Here is a 17,996-nt window from a genome sequence, read left to right on the forward strand (position 1 = left end):
ATTAAAATTGTATTTTGAACTTTAAATATTTGCTTTATATTTACCGAAACCAAAAACCAACATCAATACCAACCATGGGAGAATTCGACAACAAGGAAAGAGAAGAAGTTTTTTCAAAGAAAGTAAGAGCAGGTAAGAGAACTTATTTCTTCGACGTGAAGGCTACTAGATCGGGTGATTATTATTTAACAGTTACCGAGAGCAAGAAAAGATTAGAAGACGGTGTGTTTGTAAAACATAAAATCTTTTTATACAAAGAAGATTTCGAAAAATTTGCAGAAGGATTAAACGAAACTGTTGATTATATTAAAACCCATCAGGATGTGGTTGAAAAACGTTATGAATATTCTGAAAATGGAGAACATAGCACCAGAACAAACGACGATTTTACTTTTTAAGTAATATAATTTCAATAAAAAAGCCTTCCGATTTTATAAACTGGAAGGCTTTTTTTATGCGTAATATTTTATTTTATGCCTCCGCTTGCAAGCACTGCCAGTAACAACAAAAAATAACCGGCGATAAATAAAATGGTAAGAATTCCCCAAAATTTAAAAAGCGATTTTACATGTGCAATGGCCTCATTAAAATTTTCCTGATCGCCAAACAAAATTCCTTGTTTTCCTTTTGTAGAAAAACGGAAAAGCAATAAACTCGGATAAAAAAAGAACAAAGCCAACAGCAGGTAAAATATGGTAATCCCTGTAGCACCAAGGCCAGCTAATGGCCCCAATTGATTGAGTACTCCTGGATTAGCGGTTACTGCAGCACCTATACCGAATGAGCCTAAAGTTAAAAATGCAGAGATCACAAAACCTACAACTGATAAAAACCTGGCCCATTTACTCATATCATAAAAGTAGCTCCGCATTTCTTCGGTTACAACCAACTTTACTTCCTGAGGTACTTCTTTTTCCAAATCTTCCATTTATCTATATATTTTCGGCTAAACATAGATAAAATATAGATTTGATACAATAGCAAGGGTTTAAATAAAGATTTTAAAAGCTTATCTTTGCGCGGAAATTGAGATGTGAGATGTGAGATGTGAGATGTGATGGTTTGATGGATGATAGCCAAAATACACGAATAAAGCTCAAAAATAAAACACCAGGCTATTGACCATAAGACTATGAACCCAATAGCCAAAAACTAAAGATATAAAGACTAATAAATAATGGCATTACAATGTGGTATAGTTGGTTTACCAAATGTGGGGAAATCGACTCTTTTTAACTGTTTATCAAATGCAAAAGCGCAGGCAGCAAACTTTCCCTTTTGTACTATTGAGCCGAATGTTGGCGTAATTACGGTTCCTGATGATCGTTTAACCAAACTTGCTGAGTTGGTTAAACCTAACAAAGTTCAGCCGAATACAATCGAGATTGTTGATATTGCCGGATTGGTAAAAGGTGCATCGAAAGGTGAAGGCCTGGGAAACCAGTTTTTAGGAAACATCCGTGCTACAAATGCTATCATCCATGTTTTACGTTGTTTTGATGACGGAAATGTAATCCACGTTGATGGCTCTGTTGACCCGATCCGTGACAGGGAAATTATCGATACGGAGTTACAGCTTAAAGATTTGGATACGGTTGATAAACGCATCCAAAAAGTAGAGAAAATGGCTAAAACCGGCGGCGATAAGGATGCTAAACGTACTTATGAAATTTTAACGGTAGTTAAAGCTCACTTAGAAGCTGGTAAATCGATCCGCACTGCAGCATTGGCTCAGGATGATTTTGATTTTATCGAAGATTTAGGCTTACTTACCCAAAAACCGGTAATGTACGTTTGTAATGTTGATGAAGCATCAGTAATTAATGGCAATAAGTATGTAGATCTGGTAAAGGCAAATGTTGCTGATGAAAATGCTGAAGTTCTGGTTATTTCGGCAAAAATTGAATCAGAAATTGCTGAACTGGAAAGCTACGAAGAGCGTCAGGAGTTTTTAGCAGATTTAGGATTGACAGAATCGGGTGTAAATAAGCTGATCCGTGCCGCATACAAATTATTAAATCTTTACACTTATTTCACTGCAGGTGTGCAAGAAGTTAGAGGCTGGACAATTACAAAAGGCTTTACAGCTCCACAGGCTGCAGGTGTAATCCACACTGATTTTGAAAAAGGTTTTATCCGTGCAGAGGTGATTAAATATAATGATTTCGTAACCTTAGGTTCTGAAAACGCTTGTAAAGATGCTGGTAAGCTTGGCGTAGAAGGAAAAACTTATGTAGTGGAAGATGGCGACATTATGCACTTCAGGTTTAATGTTTAACTGCTAAATTTTAAAGATAGAATTACAAAAAGCCACTCTTACGAGTGGCTTTTTGTAATTCATAATATTCAAAATGACTCTCAAATACACACTAAGAGAAGATGATTATCTAGATTCACAGCTCTTTATTTCTTCAAAAAGTAAAACCACTAAAAAAAATCGTAAAAAAAATTACCTGATAGTAACTTTTAGTTTATTAATAATTGGATTTCTAATGCTCATTCGGGAAAATAATTTTTTCGCATATTACCTGTTGTTTTTGGGAATATTAGCTCTTTTCTTATATCCAAAATACCAAGCATGGTTTTATAAAAGACATTATAGAAATCATGTAAAGAGTAATATGCAAAACTTGTTCAATGAATCAAATGTCATTGAATTTAACGACAATTTTATTGAAACTTCGGATAGAACGGGGCTAGCTAAAATCAATATTACAGAGGTTGACCAAATCACTGAAATAAATGAATACTTTTATATAAGAACAAAATCCAATCAATATTTAATAGTTCCCAAAGATAGAGTGGATCATGAAAGTACTAGATTCTTTCTAACAACTTTAGCTAACAAATTAAATATTGAATTTGTTAGTGAGTTAAACTGGAAATGGCACTAACCGACCAATTTGTTGGTTAGGGATATTTTATCAGGGCCTTCAACTATAAGAAACGATAATTGGTTAATCACAATCTCTTCTTTTTTGAGTTTGGTGTCAGAATCGAACTGACTACACTGGTTTTGCAGACCAGCACACATCCATTGTGCATACCAAACAACTAGCAATAAAAAAGCCGCTTATTACATTTGTAACAAGCGGCTTTTAAATCTTTTTATATTTTTTTATCAGATAAATAAAGTCAACCCGTTACTTTTTGAGTAACAAAAACACGAGTTCAAACAATATTTTTCTGTTGTAATTTTCACGATGTAAAGGTAAATATACTTTCTTAATTAGCAAGTTTTTTTTATCCAGAGTTGACAACTTACAAGCAAAGCTGGCCGTAAAGTTGTCAACTCCCTTATTGTAAATTAAATCTCTAATCCATAAGCGGCTAATTGCGCTTTTGTATCCTCGTAGTTGCTGTGATGAATGCCCCTTAGCCCCAAACCTTCGGCAACCTGTACAAAAAGCATACGATCATCAATATACAAGCTTGTTTCTACGTCACTTTGCGAAATATCGATGGCTACTTTAAAAATATCGGCATCTGGCTTGCGGAAATGTACAAAACTGGATGAGACAAAGAAATCAACAAATTCATTCAGTTTGAAGGTGTTAATACGGTATTGATTTAATTCTCTACCTTCATTGCTAATTACGGCTACTTTAAGGTTATATTTCTTTTTAAGCTCGCAGATGAGCTGGATCATTTCGGGATGTGGAAGTGATTTTTTGAACATGAATTCCTTAAAGTCATCATAACTAAAGCTGCGTTCTTCGAAGAATACAATACGTTCTAAATATTCATCAAGGGTAAGTTTACCTACTTCATAAGTGTCGAAAGTAAGGTGATGACGTTCTTCCAGGTCAACAGAATCGAGGTTGAAAAGCACAGAAGCTTCTCCCCTTGCGTGCCTATCCCAGCCATTAGTTAATAAAACGCCGCCGATATCGGTAAAAAGTGTGGTAATTTTCTTTTGCATGGTTTAGGTTTAAAGTAATACGCCTTTTAAAATTAATACGGCAACACTAAAATAGATTACAATTCCGGTTACATCTACCATGGTTGCTACAAATGGCGCTGATGAAGTGGCCGGGTCGAGTTTCAGTTTTTTCAGAATAATAGGCATCATCGAACCGATTAAACTGCCCCATAATACAATGCCGACCAGGGTAAAAAATATGGTTGCTGCAATTAAAAACCAATGCGGGCCATAATTATACAGATGTAATTCTTGCCAGGTAACAATGCGGATAAAACCGATGGTACCCAAAATAATACCAAGCAAAGCACCTGATACCAACTCGCGACGCATTACGCGCCACCATTCGGCAATGGTTACTTCGCCCAGGGCCATAGCCTGAATAATTAATGTGGAAGCCTGCGAACCGCTATTACCACCACTACTCATGATCAACGGTATAAAAAGTGATAAAACAACAGCTTTTTCGAGCTCAATTTCAAAATGCTGCATGGCGGTTGCTGTTAACATCTCTCCTAAAAACAGTACAATTAGCCAGCCTGCGCGTTTTTTTACCAGTTTAAGGATCGGAATATCCAGATAAGGCTCGTCAAGGGCTTCGGTACCCCCAATTTTGTGCATATCTTCGGTATATTCTTCGTTGGCAATCCACAAAATATCATCAACAGTAACGATACCCAACAGGACATTATTTTCATCCACTACCGGTAAAGCCACACGGTTATTCATCCTGAAGATGTTGATCGCGTCTTCCTGCGGATCGTTGGCTTTGAGTGCAATAAAACGTTTATCGGTTAATTCGCCGATTATGGCTTCCGGATCGGCCAATAAAACCTCACGAATACGGATATCATCCAATAACACGCCGTCTTTATCGATGACGTAAACTACATCGATGGTTTCGGAGTTTTTACCATAACGCCTGATGTGCGCCAAAACCCTTGTGATAGACCATTCGGGTTTTACGGCGATGTAATCGGGAGTCATTAAACGACCAATACTGTCTTCTTTATAACCTAAAAGTGCAAGTGATTCTTTACGTTCTTCGGGCGGTAAAAGGGTGATCATCTTTTTTACCACATCGCCTTTTAACTCACTAAAAAGTGCGGTACGGTCATCTGGCGGCAGATCTTTGATGATCTGGTTGAGTTTATTACCCGAAAGTTTTTTAATGATACGCTCCTGGGTTGGAAAATCCAGGATCCTGAATACGTTTACAGCCCTGTTAAGGGATAGGGTTTCGATAAATTTAGCCGCATATTGTGGGAGTTCATCAATCAGTTCTTCAACATCCGAAATATTCAGTTGATCAAGATATTGCTTTAACGCTTTATCGTCCTTTTTTTCAAGTAGTTCCTGAATTTCTTCCACAACCATTTCTGCCATACACCAAATTTAATTTATTACATGCTTAAACCTCTATTAACGGTTCGCAAAGGTGCATTTTTATTTCCTAAAAAGCCAACCTAAGCACTTAAAAACAGAGAACCAAACAGCCGAATTTAAAAATATGGATGCATAAACTCAACATACGAGAATGTTTAAGCAATGATTTAATCATTTTTTAACACAAAAAACATCAGCTTAAGCGGAAGTGAATTTAAGATTGGATTATTGGTTAAAATTTGCCTTTATATTTCGGAGAAATGTATTTGATTTTTCTATATTTGCAGCCTTGCTCCCGTAGTTCAATGGATAGAATTATGGTTTCCGGTACCATCGATATGAGTTCGAATCTCGTCGGGAGCACATTTTTTTCTACAAAGGATAAGCAGTTTCACTTTTTGGCTCAGAGAGTACAAAGTAACTTTGAACAGTTGTTATATTTGGTAATGTAGCTAACTTATTCCTTAAAAACTGATGATAAGCATCCATATCCTTGGTGGCAATGCGAAGGATAAAATCATGCGCACCCGTCATCTGCAGGCATTCCATCACTTCACTAAACTTAGAAACCTCGGTTTCAAATTCAATTAGCGTACTTGCAGTATGTTCTTTAAGCAGCACGTGCGAAAAAGCTATTAAATCGCGGTTTATTTTTTTTCGGTCCAGGATGGCCACAATACGCTTGACATAGCCCTGCTCCTTCAATCTTCTGATGCGTTCGTGTATGGTAGCGATTGATTTATGCAGTTTATTTGAAATCTCCTTATTGGTTAAGGACGCATCTTGCTGCAAAATTTTTAAAATTTCTACATCAACGTGGTCTAAATCTCCTTGTATCATACACTGTTCAGATTGAAAAAAAATATAATAGCGACTAAAAATCAGATCATAAACTGAAAATTAATTTATTTATTAAGCTAAAAAACAGAAAATTTCTGTAAAAATCAAATCATATTGATATAAACAACAGTAATACTGATTTTTACCGGAATTATAATCGTTAGATATATACCAGATGGCAACATTAACTTCTACTGAAATCAACACCTCACTTCAAGGAAAATTCGAGCATCTTTCCCTTTTAGTGGGCAATACACCAATGCTTGAACTGAAATATAATTTTGAAGGTAAAACCGGGAAAATTTACGCGAAGTGTGAGCACTATAACCTTACCGGAAGCATTAAAGACAGAATGGCGCTTTATACGCTAAAAAAAGCTTATGCTGAAGGTAAAATTAAACCTGGTGATGAGATTGTTGAAGCAACCAGCGGCAATACCGGAATTGCCTTCGCGGCAATTGGTAAAGCACTTGGTCATACGGTTAAGATTATTATTCCGAACTGGCTAAGTAAAGAGCGCATGGACATCATCAAAAGCCTTGGTGCCGAAATTATTTTGGTAAGTAAAGAAGAAGGTGGTTTTATAGGCAGCATTAAGCTGGCAGAATACATGGCCTCGCAAAACGAAAATGTGTTTTTACCCAAACAGTTTGAAAATACAGCAAATCCTGAGGCACATGAGTTTACTACCGGCAAGGAAATCTGGGAACAGTTGCGTTTGAAAAACCTTAGTCCGGATGCATTTGTTGCGGGCGTAGGCACCGGAGGCACCATTATGGGTGTTGGGAATTGTTTAAGAAAACTTAAAGCCGATATCAAAATCCATCCTTTAGAACCTGCTGAATCACCAACTTTAACTACAGGTTATAAAGTTGGCAGTCATAGGATTCAAGGCATATCCGATGAGTTTATTCCAGAAATTGTTAAGCTGAACGAGCTGGATGAAGTCATACAGGTTAACGACGGTGATGCGATTTTAATGGCGCAAAAACTGGCAAGCAAACTTGGCCTTGCGGTAGGAATTTCTTCCGGTGCAAATGTAATTGGCGCCATCAAACTTCAACAGAAACTCGGCAATGATAGCTGTGTAGTAACCATATTTTCAGACAGCAATAAGAAATACCTCAGTACCGATCTGATGAAAGAGGAACCAATAAAACCTGATTACATCACCCCAAATGTCGATTTCCTGGACTACCAGGCTTTCAGCAGATTACATTAAAACAAATAAACCTAAACCATATAATGAAAAAAACCACATTGTTATGCTGTGTAGCCATGCTTATGAGCATTAGCGCATTCAGCCAAATCCTAAAACCGGTTACCTGGAGTTATGCTGCAAAAAAAACAAGCGCTACTGAGGCTACAATTTACATTAAAGCTACCATAGATAAGGGATGGCATTTGTATTCGCAGTTTGTTAAAGACGGTGGTCCCGTTAAAACTACTTTTACTTTTCCAACGGCAGGTACATATACGCCAATAGGAAAAACCATAGAGCCTAAACCGGTTACCAGATTCGAAAGCACATTTAAAATGGATGTAAGTTATTTTGAAAATGCTGTTGTTTTTCAACAAAAAGTTAAGCTTAAAGGCAAAAACCAGGTAGTGAAAGGCAGTGTAGAATTTATGGTCTGCGATGACAAACAATGCCTTCCTCCCGATCAGATAGATTTTAGTGTTCCGGTAAAATAATCAAACACTGATGAAGTTTTTTAAAAGATTCACCCTGACAATTTTATTGATCAGCACCTTATCCATTATTGGATATGCACAAAACAGTACCTCAACAGACGATCTTCAATTTACTGAAATAAAAATGGATGCGCCCGATAGCAGCATCCAAAAAGCAGAACCTTCAGTTCAATCTGTAGCTTCGGTTAAAACTACAAAACAAAATAAAGTTGCTTTAACGAAAACCAAAAAGGAGGAACAAAAAACACTATGGGGCATATTTTTAGCTGGATTTATTGGGGGCTTAGCCGCACTGTTAATGCCCTGCATATTCCCAATGCTGCCCTTAACGGTAAGTTATTTCACCAAAGGATCTGCAAAAAGCAGCGCCTTTAGAAGAGCAGCACTTTACGGATTTTTTATCATACTGATCTATGTTGTTCTTGGCCTTTTAGTCACCGTCATCTTTGGTGCCGATGCGCTGAACAGTTTATCTACCAATGGTATTTTCAACTTTTTGTTCTTTATTTTACTGGTTGTTTTTGCCGCGTCGTTTCTTGGTGCATTCGAAATTACCCTACCTTCTTCATGGGTAAACAAGATGGATGCCAACTCAGATAAAGGTGGTTTAGCAGGATTATTCTTCATGGCAGGAACGCTTGCCCTGGTTTCCTTTTCCTGCACAGGTCCCATTATCGGAACATTATTGGTACAGGCTGCCACAACAGGTGCACTGTTAGGGCCGGCAGTTGGCATGTTTGCCTTTTCACTTGCCCTGGCAATTCCATTTGCACTATTTGCACTTTTTCCATCGGCAATGAACAAACTGCCGAAATCTGGTGGCTGGTTAAACAGCGTAAAGGTTGTACTTGGCTTCCTGGAACTTGCCTTTGCATTAAAATTTTTAAGCAATGTAGATCTGGCTTATCACTGGGAATGGTTTGACCGTGAATTGTTTTTAGCGCTCTGGATCATCATTTTTGGTTTAATGGGTATTTATTTACTTGGAAAGCTAAAGTTTTCTCATGATAGTCCGCTGGCATTTATTCCGGTACCCAGGCTTTTTATGGCGATCGTTATTCTGGCTTTCACGATATACCTGATTCCGGGCATGTGGGGAGCGCCCTTAAAGTCGGTTTCTGCATTTCTTCCGCCACAGGACACTCAAGATTTCGACCTTTACACAGCCAGTATTACCGGGGGAAATAATAACCAAAGCACACAAACACATAAATATGCCGATAAATTTCATGCCCCATTAAAGCTGAATGCCTATTTTGATTATCAGGAAGGCATTGAGCAGGCCAAAAAACTCAACAAACCAGTACTGATCGATTTTACCGGACATGCCTGTGTAAACTGCAGAAAAATGGAAGCAACAGTTTGGCCAGATAAGGAAGTTTATAAAATGATCAATCAGGATTATATACTTATTCAACTGTATGTTGATGATAAATCTGAATTAGCACCTGAAGATGTGGTAACTACACCCGAAGGCAAAAAGTTAAATACAATAGGCAAAAAATGGAGCGATTTACAGGCTAGAAAATTTCAATCCAACTCCCAGCCTTTTTATGTATTGCTCGACCCGAAAGATGAAACGATTATAGTAGCTCCGCAGGGGGCAGACTATGAGGTTGCCAATTACAAAAAATTCCTGGAAAGCGGATTAACAGCTTTTAAATAGAAGAAAATACCAAACAGTTGTAGAAGGCTGTTTGATTTAGTTTTAGATAATGATGACTAGAGGGCAGTATCGGATGGTCTGCCCTTTTTGCAAATCGTTCAATTAATATTGTCATGTATAAAACAATATTAAAATATTCACAAAAGATGTAAAAACACCTCTCAAATTGTATAATTAAGTACATAAATTAAGTTTAATTGATATATTAGCCCTATGCAAAAGGAACTGGCGGACGAAAAGTTGATCCTGGCAAAAATTGCCAATGGAGATCAACAGGCTTTCGGCAGTCTTTTTAATTTCTACAGGAATAAAGTGTATGGTTATGCTTATGCCATCCTTCAAGTCGATACTTCCTCAGAAGAAATAGTTCAGGATGTTTTTATAAAACTCTGGATCAAAAGACAGACTTTAACCAACATTGATAATTTTGGCGGTTTCTTGAGAACAATCGTTAAAAATGAAACGCTTAACGCATTAAAAAAAATCGCATTAACACATAAAAGCCATCAAATTGCAAATTTAGGCGCTACAGAAATTGATCTTAGCACAGAAAATGCAATTCAATTCCGCGAAACCAAAAAATTACTAGATGCCGCCATCGAAAAACTCCCTCCGCAACAAAAATTAGTCTATAATTTGTGCAATATTGAAGGATTAAAACAAAAAGATGTCGCAAATCAACTCAATATCTCCCCTTCAACTGTAAAAACACACCTAAGAGATGCTGTAAAAGCGATTAAAAACTACCTTTCAACCCACGATGAGGTAATAGCTGCACCTCTTTTGTTATTTTTTTTAAAATAATTTCATTTTTCACTACCTCCTTTCCCGATTCCACTTGTCATGTTTATATAAAGCGTTCAGATCATCTACTGATGACGCTTAAAACCAAACAAAATGGAACAAGATAGATCAGCCTATTTATTTCAGCAATATGTTAATAAAACCTGTACTCCGGCAGAATTACAGGAATTTATGGATATCGTAAAAAATTCGGATGATTCGGATGTGCTGGATATCATCATGGATAATTTCTGGAACAAAAGTGAAGAAATTGAAATGAATAAAAACAAGGCGGAGGCTATATTGGATAAAGTTTTTTCCTCAAATGTGAGGCCTGTAAAAAAGCCTGAACTAACGCTGCGATGGTTAGGTTGGGCCGCCGCAATTTTCGTTATCGGGCTTGCTGCACTTTTAATAAATGAGCGGTCACAAAAACAGGTAGAATTTGCCAATAATGATGTGGCTGTAAATCCGATTGAACATGCCGTAGAATCGATCACGGCCAAAACCTATAAGGAACACCAAAAAATAACCCTACCCGATGGCAGTACTGTTATTTTAAACAATAACAGTTCATTGGTTTATCCTAAAGTTTTTGGGGCAAAAAGGGCCGTTACCTTAGTTGGAGAGGGATATTTCGATATTAAACATGATGACAAAAAAACTTTTACCGTTTATACCGGCAAACTCAGAACAACTGTTTTAGGCACTGCATTTAATATAAAAGCTTACGATACCGACAAAAACATAGAGGTTACGGTAACCCGGGGAAAAGTAGGTGTATTGAATAGTAACGCCACACTCGGCATTTTAACACCCAACCAGCAGTTCGTTTTCAATAAGGATTACAAAAAATCGAACCTTACAAAAGTTATTGCCAAAAACATTGTACAATGGCAGGAAAGCGATCTTTTTTTCGACGATATTTCAATGGAAGAGGCAGCACAGGTGCTTTCAAAAAAATTTAACACCCCTATTACTTTCAGTAACGACCTGGCAAAAAAATGCAGGTTTACGGCAACCTTTTTAAAAGGAGAATCGCTTGAGGAGATCCTTAAAATCATCTGCTCCTATAACAATGCACAATACCAAACCAACACCGGCGGAATAACCATCAAAGGCGGAGGATGTGAATAACACGAAGTAATCAATTAACCAACTAAACCAAACAACATGAAAAAAAATTACCAGCTGCGGATTTAAATGAATAAAAAAACTCCTTGTCGCTAAACAAGGAGTAGGCTGTTGATACAGCGCTAACTGTATCAACGTGTTTAAACAATTTTCTAGGATTCATTTAAAACATTTAAAATTATGTATTTTTCTGCACAATCGGCAGAGGGCAGGAAGAAATATGTTTTCTTCACTGCATCATCCCACACACGATATTTAATTCGTCAGCTTATGCGTATCAGCTTAATTATTGCTATCGTATTATCCGCCTCTCTACAATGTTTATTTGCAATTGATTTAAAAGCTCAATCGGCACAACAGGTGAAAATTTCTTTAGAAGTACATGATGAAACGATAGCATCAGCGATCAAAAAAATCGAACAAAACAGCCAGTTCAGATTTTTATACCGCAACAATGAACTCAAGAACCTTAAAACCGTAAATCTTCCTCTTAGCGAAAGAACCGTTAAAGAAACTTTAGACATTATTTTAAAGGGAACGGGACTCACTTTTATTCAGGTAGACAATAAAATCCTGATTTCAAAACAGTCTTTACCAACCGCAGCCGAAACTGCGAAAGATATCCGTTTAACCGGAATGGTAACTGATGAGATCGGCAATCCGCTTCCGGGCGTATCTATCCGGATTAAGGGCGATAAAATGTTCAGCACTGCGTCTGATCAGTACGGGCATTTTGGCATTACCGTGCCCAGCGTAAATGGCATCACCATTATTTTCAGCTACATTGGTTATGTAACCAGAGAAATTGCAGTTGACGACAAAACCCCGGCGCTTAAAATAGCTTTAGTACCCGAAGCTGGTAGTTTAAACGAAGTGCAGATTATAGGTTACGGTACTACTACCCGGAAAACCAGCACCGGTTCTGTAGCCTCAATTACCGCGAAAGAAATCGAAAAACAACCTGTAGGCAACCCATTAGCGGCCTTATCGGGCAGGATGTCGGGTGTATTGATTGCGCAAAACAATGGTGTACCCGGTGGAGCGATCCAGGTACAGATCCGCGGGCAAAACTCCTTATCTTCAGGTGGGATTCCTTTATATGTAATTGATGGTGTTCCTTTTACCAATTTTAACGGAGGCTCACCAGCAACTGATAACTTAAATGCTTTCGGAACATCTGGTGCGAGTGGGGGAATCAGTCCTTTTGGAATGATTAATCCATCTGATATTGAGCGTATAGATATTTTGAAAGATGCTGATGCAACAGCAATTTATGGTTCGCGTGGCGCAAACGGTGTTGTATTAATTACTACTAAAAAAGGTAAATCAGGAAAAGTTAAAATTGGCCTGAACCTGAACACTGGTTTTACAGAAGTTAACCGCTTTATCCCTACGCTAGATCTTCAACAGTATCTGGCTTTAAGAAAAGAAGCATTCCAGAACGATGGTGTTACGCCAAATACTACTACTGCACCCGATTTAACGGTTTGGGATCAAAACAACGGGACAGATTTCCAAAAGTTGCTGATCGGAAACAGGGGGCATGTAAACGAAATCCAGGGCTCAATGTCGGGAGGTAATGATCAGACCCGCTTTTTCTTTAATTCGGCCTATCGCAGAGAGAGTACCGTTTTCCTGGGTGATAATAGTGACAAACGTTTTTCGACCAGACTTAATTTAGACCACACTTCCCCAAATAAGAAATTTACGGTTTCATTTTCGGCAAGTTATACAAACGATAATACAAATATTCCAACCTCAGATGTTTCTTCAGCCTATAATTTACCTCCAAATTTGCCATTATATGATGCAGCAGGAAAGTTATTTTGGGCTAACGGTTTTACAAATCCATTAGCAAGTTTATTAAGAAGATATAGCGGGGTAACCAATAATTTAATTGCGAATGCAAACTTAAAATATACCATTTTACCGGGTTTAAATGCAAAAGCCAATTTTGGATATACCAATACGCGGCTCGACCAGGTTGCTACAACGCCAGCCTCATCTCAAAACCCCGCAAACAACCCTACCAGCTCGGCCACTTTTACGAATTTAAATGCCCAAAACTGGATTATTGAGCCAACATTGGATTATGTTAAAAAAATCGGTCAGGGAGATTTAACTGCATTAATTGGTACGAGTTTTCAACAAAACACCTCTAACGGATTATCTCTTTTTGGCTCAAACTATAGCAACGAAGCGCTTTTAGGAACATTGGGTGCGGCAGGTACTACTACTGTTAATTACAACAATATTGTTAAATATAAATACAACGCTGTTTTTGCAAAGTTAAACTATGACTGGAATGAAAAATACCTGATCAATGCCACTTTTAGAAGAGATGGTTCATCAAGATTTGGTCCGGCGAACCGATTCGGGAATTTTGGTGCAGTTGGTGCTGCTTGGGTATTTTCGAATGAAGATTTTGTTAAAGACAATCTCCCCTTCCTGAGTTTTGGTAAATTAAGAGGAAGCTACGGAACAACTGGTAATGATCAGATATCAAATTACATTTACCTGCCATTGTACTCTTCTACAACAGCTTACCTGGGTAATGCGGCAACAAATGTTTTTACCCTTCCGAATGAATCCATCCAGTGGGAAACAACCAAAAAGTTAGATTTCGCAATTGATTTAGGCTTTTTAAAAGACCGCATCTCATTTACAGCAAACTACTTTAGAAACAGATCTTCCGACCAGATTACTTCAAATGCGATCGCTTTCCAAAGTGGTTATAATAGTTATACGCTAAATCTACCAGCCGTTATTCAGAATAAAGGTTTAGAGTTTGAATTAAATACAACCAACATAAACAGCAAGGATTTTAGCTGGAAAACATCGGTAAATTTTACGTTCACAACCAATAAGTTAGTCGATTTCCCTAACCTGGATAAATCCTTTTCTGCTTCTACTTACGTAATTGGAGAATCAATCAACCTCATCCGTCTTTACCACTATCTGGGTGTTAATCCAACAAATGGAACGGCGATGTTTGAAGACAGGGATGGCAATGGTATAATTAATGCCAACGACCGTTATGTAGCAGATTTGGGAACGCCGTTTTTTGGTGGTTTTAACAATACGTTTAGCTACAAGGGTTTTGAACTGGGGATTTTCTTTCAGTTTAACCATCGTTTTGGTGTAACCCAGATATTAAATACTCGTCCTGGTGTACTGTTTAACCAAAATGATTTCTGGCTCGGACGATGGACACCAACAAATACCTCTTCGGATATTCCGGGGGCAACTGCAACTGCGGGCTCAGCCATCTATACTTCGTACAACAACTATACATCATCTGATGCCATTTACGGCGATGCTTCCTATTTGAAATTAAGATCGGTTAACTTGTCTTATACCCTGCCACAAGAATGGCTTAAACATGTAAAAATATCTAATGCAAGTATTTTTGTTCAAGGACAGAACTTATATACCTGGGCCAAAAACAAATACACATTGGATACCGAAACCACCATTCAGGGCGGTCCTCCGGGCTTAGGTACCGGAACGCTTGGTCAGGTTTTACCTCCATTAAGAACAATTGTTTTCGGTGTTAACTGTTCATTCTAATCAAAAAAATCATGAAAAAAGCATATCAAAATTTCATTTATAAAACATTGATTATCGGAACAGTTTTAACTGTTTCCTCCTGCTCAAAATTTGTAGAATTAGGAGCCCCTCCTACCCAGGTATTATTTGAAGACGCCTTTAAAACTGATGCTTCTGCACAAAGTGTAGTAATGGGCATATATTCGCTCGCATCAGCAGGTATAAACGGTTTTTTAACCCATGCTACATTTTATCCTGGCATTTCGGGAGATGATCTTCAATACAATGGTACGGATGCCAGTGTTCAGGAGTTTGCTAAAAATTCCCTTTTAAATACCAATGGTTTTGTCGGCACAACATGGTCGAACATTTATCCATTGATCAAAAATACCAATAATGCCATTAGCGGTATTACCGCATCCAACTCCTTAACGCCAGCTACAAAATCTCAACTGTTGGGTGAGGCCAAGTTTCTGCGGGCATTTTTTTATTTCCACCTGGTCAATCTTTTCGGTGATGTACCTTTGCCCTTGAAAGATGATTATTCGGCCTTTGAAAACGCAGTCCTACCCCGTACACCGGTTGCACAGGTATATGCACAAATTGTGAAAGATTTAACCGAAGCACAGGCAGCTTTACCAACCGCTTATGTAGGCACATTTAGGGGCAGGGTAAACAAATATGCGGCATCAGCCCTTTTAGCCCGTGTTTATCTTTATCAAAAAGATTATGTGAATGCCGAAGCACAAGCAACTTCGGTAATTGCTTCAGCTACTTACAGCCTGCCAGGTCCCGATTTGAATTTTGTAAATAACAGCAATGAAATTATCTGGCAAATTGCCAATGCTACAGGTGTTTCAGTACCTGGGGCCGCTTACGTTACCTTAGCCACTGTTGTTCCAAATTACTCTTTGGCCGATGCCACTTATTTAAGCTTCGAAAGCACTACCGATTTACGGAGAACAAACTGGGTAACGCCTAAAACCATTGCCGGCAAAACTTATTATGGCATTGCGAAGTACAAAGTATCGTCAGGAACCGGGAATGAGTACAATGTGGCTTTAAGATTTGCAGAACAATATTTAATCCGTGCCGAAGCAAGGGCACAACAAAACAACCTTACCGGTGCAAAAACGGATTTAGATGCCGTGAGAACCCGTGCTGGCTTAGCAGGCGTGAGTGCAACTTTAACACAGCCACAAATGTTAAGTGCTGTAGAACAGGAACGGAAGGTAGAATTATTCGGCGAATGGGGACACCGCTGGTTCGATTTAAAAAGAACGGATCGCGCCAATGCAGTTCTCGGTGCTTTAAGACCGACTACCTGGAAAACAACTTCGGCTTTATATCCGGTTCCACAGGCCCAAATCATTATCAATACCAATCTGACACAAAACCCGGGCTATAATTAATTAGCCGACCAAAACTTAATTACATAAAATGAAAGCATTACAAATTATCGGAACATTTGCACTGATTGTAGCATCAGGGCAATTAATGGCACAAACCAAACCGGCAGATACCACCAGATTATATCTGGATAAATTAATTGCATCAACAAATCCTACAGACAAGGAACTCTTAAATGCAAAACTTAAAACGCTTGCTGCTTCGAATAGTGAAAAGGAAATGGATATTGCCATTAACTACTACTACCGCTTAAAAAACCAAAAGGCGACCGATTCTTTATTGGAAAATGAAGTTGTAAAATTCCCAAGTGGATCAAGGGCAAGAAGTAAAGCGGCCAATGATGAAATTTATCCGCTCAAAACTGTTGAGGAAAAAGAAAAAGCATATCAGGAATGGGTTAAAAAATTTCCACCAAATAAAGATGGCGGTGAGGATTTAATTGTTTATGATTATGTTGTAAGTTCAATTGCAATTGGATATGCCGAGAAAAAAAATACCGCAAAGGCCATTGAATATGCGAACAAACTTCAGGTAGATTTTTGGAAAGGCAGTGGTTATGGCGGTCTGGCAGAAACTTTTTATAAAAATGGAGATCTGAAAAACGCTTCTGTTTACTATAAAAAAGCAATGGAAGTTGCCAAGGTTTATTACGACGGGAAATTACCAAATGAAAACTCCTCAAAATTTGCGGCCTCGGGCTATCCAGGTTTAACCATGACGTATGCAGGTGTTCTTTTCGAACAAAAAAACTATAACGAGGCTCTAAAGTACGCAGAACTAGCCTCTACTAATCCAAAAACTGCATCGCCAAGGTCTAATTTCCAATATGCCAAAATTTTGATGGCCTTAAACAGAAACCAGGAAGCTTATGCCAAACTGGAAGAAGCCGTAAAATCGGGCAAGGCCAATGATGAAATGAGTGCGGCTTTTAAAACACTTTACATAAAGCTGAAAGGCAGCGATGCCGGTTTCGACCAATATGCTGCCGAAATCAGAAAAGGTATCATCGCCAATCTTCAGCAAAAATTAAATAAAGAAATGGTTAAAAAACCAGCCATAGATTTCACTTTAACCGATCTGGATGGCAAACAGGTTACGTTAAGCAGCTTAAAAGGAAAAACGGTAATCCTGGACTTCTGGGCAACCTGGTGTGGTCCGTGCAAAGCTTCTTTCCCTGCGATGCAAATGGCTGTAAATAAATATAAAGATGATCCAACGGTAAAATTCCTGTTTATTCACACCTGGGAAAAAACGGCTTCACCAATCCAGGATGCGGGTGATTATATCAAATCTCAAAATTACAAATTCGAAGTGTTAATGGATACCAAAGATCCTGAAACGAAAATAAACAAAGTAGTGAGTGATTATAAAGTGAATGGAATCCCATCAAAATTTGTGATTGATCCCCAGGGAAATATCAGATTCAATTTAATGGGTTTCGATGGCAGTAACGAAGCTGCTGTAGATGAAATATCGATGATGATTGATATGGCCAGAAAAGGATAATACCAGGCTACATTTTTTTTTAATCGCATTTAGCTATAAATTAAGTTAGCTAAATGCGATTTTCTATTTTGAAGGGACGGAGCAAATTGATCGCTTTAATCCAAA

The 17,996-nt window shown here is 38.1% G+C and carries 15 protein-coding genes and 1 tRNA gene; 12 read left to right on the forward strand and 4 right to left on the reverse strand.

Annotation, left to right across the window (positions count from 1 at the left end; translation table 11 throughout):
* The first annotated feature begins 74 nt into the window (after window positions 1–74).
* Entirely contained in the window at window positions 75–398 is a 324-nt protein-coding gene (locus H9L23_RS14475) for a DUF3276 family protein (RefSeq protein WP_025143846.1), read from the forward strand.
* A 68-nt stretch (window positions 399–466) separates the two neighbouring features.
* On the opposite strand, the gene H9L23_RS14480 is transcribed toward H9L23_RS14475, so the two are convergent.
* On the reverse strand, window positions 467–928 hold the full coding sequence (locus H9L23_RS14480) for a hypothetical protein (RefSeq protein ID WP_187591083.1): 462 nt from the start codon (window positions 926–928) through the stop codon (window positions 467–469).
* Window positions 929–1,177: 249 nt separating this feature from the next.
* On the opposite strand from H9L23_RS14480, the gene ychF reads away from it, so the two are divergent.
* Together ychF and H9L23_RS14490 are read left to right on the forward strand one after the other, a co-directional pair.
* Window positions 1,178–2,278 (forward strand): redox-regulated ATPase YchF, encoded by a 1,101-nt coding sequence (ychF, locus tag H9L23_RS14485; protein WP_187591084.1) that lies wholly within the window; start codon window positions 1,178–1,180, stop codon window positions 2,276–2,278.
* 73 nt (window positions 2,279–2,351) lie between these two features.
* A complete protein-coding gene (locus H9L23_RS14490) occupies window positions 2,352–2,894 on the forward strand; it encodes a YcxB family protein (RefSeq protein WP_187591085.1) in 543 nt (180 codons plus the stop codon).
* Between the two features lie 413 nt (window positions 2,895–3,307).
* On the opposite strand, the gene H9L23_RS14495 is transcribed toward H9L23_RS14490, so the two are convergent.
* A complete protein-coding gene (locus H9L23_RS14495; protein WP_187591086.1) occupies window positions 3,308–3,922 on the reverse strand; it encodes an HAD hydrolase-like protein in 615 nt (204 codons plus the stop codon).
* 9 nt (window positions 3,923–3,931) lie between these two features.
* Complete coding sequence (gene mgtE / locus H9L23_RS14500; protein ID WP_187591087.1) at window positions 3,932–5,308, reverse strand: magnesium transporter; 1,377 nt, start codon at window positions 5,306–5,308, stop codon at window positions 3,932–3,934.
* Window positions 5,309–5,599: 291 nt separating this feature from the next.
* Between mgtE and H9L23_RS14505 the strand changes: the two genes are divergently transcribed.
* A tRNA-Arg gene (locus H9L23_RS14505) sits at window positions 5,600–5,671 on the forward strand.
* A 9-nt stretch (window positions 5,672–5,680) separates the two neighbouring features.
* On the opposite strand, the gene H9L23_RS14510 is transcribed toward H9L23_RS14505, so the two are convergent.
* Window positions 5,681–6,148 (reverse strand): Lrp/AsnC family transcriptional regulator, encoded by a 468-nt coding sequence (locus H9L23_RS14510; protein WP_187591088.1) that lies wholly within the window; start codon window positions 6,146–6,148, stop codon window positions 5,681–5,683.
* Between the two features lie 175 nt (window positions 6,149–6,323).
* Between H9L23_RS14510 and H9L23_RS14515 the strand changes: the two genes are divergently transcribed.
* From H9L23_RS14515 to H9L23_RS14550, 8 genes are all read left to right on the forward strand, one after another.
* Window positions 6,324–7,370, forward strand: a complete 1,047-nt coding sequence (locus H9L23_RS14515; RefSeq protein ID WP_187591089.1) for a PLP-dependent cysteine synthase family protein — start codon at window positions 6,324–6,326, stop codon at window positions 7,368–7,370.
* A 23-nt stretch (window positions 7,371–7,393) separates the two neighbouring features.
* Window positions 7,394–7,843, forward strand: coding sequence for a protein-disulfide reductase DsbD domain-containing protein (locus H9L23_RS14520; protein WP_187591090.1), 450 nt, complete (start codon window positions 7,394–7,396; stop codon window positions 7,841–7,843).
* Window positions 7,844–7,853: 10 nt separating this feature from the next.
* Window positions 7,854–9,509: a protein-disulfide reductase DsbD family protein gene (locus H9L23_RS14525; RefSeq protein ID WP_187591091.1), complete on the forward strand. Its 1,656-nt coding sequence runs from the start codon at window positions 7,854–7,856 to the stop codon at window positions 9,507–9,509.
* 240 nt (window positions 9,510–9,749) lie between these two features.
* Window positions 9,750–10,313: an RNA polymerase sigma factor gene (locus tag H9L23_RS14530; protein ID WP_187591092.1), complete on the forward strand. Its 564-nt coding sequence runs from the start codon at window positions 9,750–9,752 to the stop codon at window positions 10,311–10,313.
* 93 nt (window positions 10,314–10,406) lie between these two features.
* The gene (locus H9L23_RS14535; protein WP_187591093.1) at window positions 10,407–11,429 is read left to right on the forward strand and encodes a FecR family protein; all 1,023 of its coding nucleotides are present in this window, start codon (window positions 10,407–10,409) and stop codon (window positions 11,427–11,429) included.
* A 177-nt stretch (window positions 11,430–11,606) separates the two neighbouring features.
* Window positions 11,607–14,996, forward strand: coding sequence for a TonB-dependent receptor (locus H9L23_RS14540; protein WP_187591094.1), 3,390 nt, complete (start codon window positions 11,607–11,609; stop codon window positions 14,994–14,996).
* 11 nt (window positions 14,997–15,007) lie between these two features.
* Window positions 15,008–16,387 carry a RagB/SusD family nutrient uptake outer membrane protein gene (locus tag H9L23_RS14545; protein ID WP_187591095.1) on the forward strand — a complete coding sequence of 460 codons (1,380 nt, stop codon included), beginning with the start codon at window positions 15,008–15,010 and terminating at the stop codon, window positions 16,385–16,387.
* Window positions 16,388–16,415: 28 nt separating this feature from the next.
* A complete protein-coding gene (locus H9L23_RS14550) occupies window positions 16,416–17,891 on the forward strand; it encodes a redoxin domain-containing protein (protein WP_187591096.1) in 1,476 nt (491 codons plus the stop codon).
* Window positions 17,892–17,996 lie beyond the last annotated feature (105 nt).

Origin of the sequence: Pedobacter roseus, from assembly GCF_014395225.1 — a bacterium.
GTDB lineage: Bacteria > Bacteroidota > Bacteroidia > Sphingobacteriales > Sphingobacteriaceae > Pedobacter > Pedobacter roseus.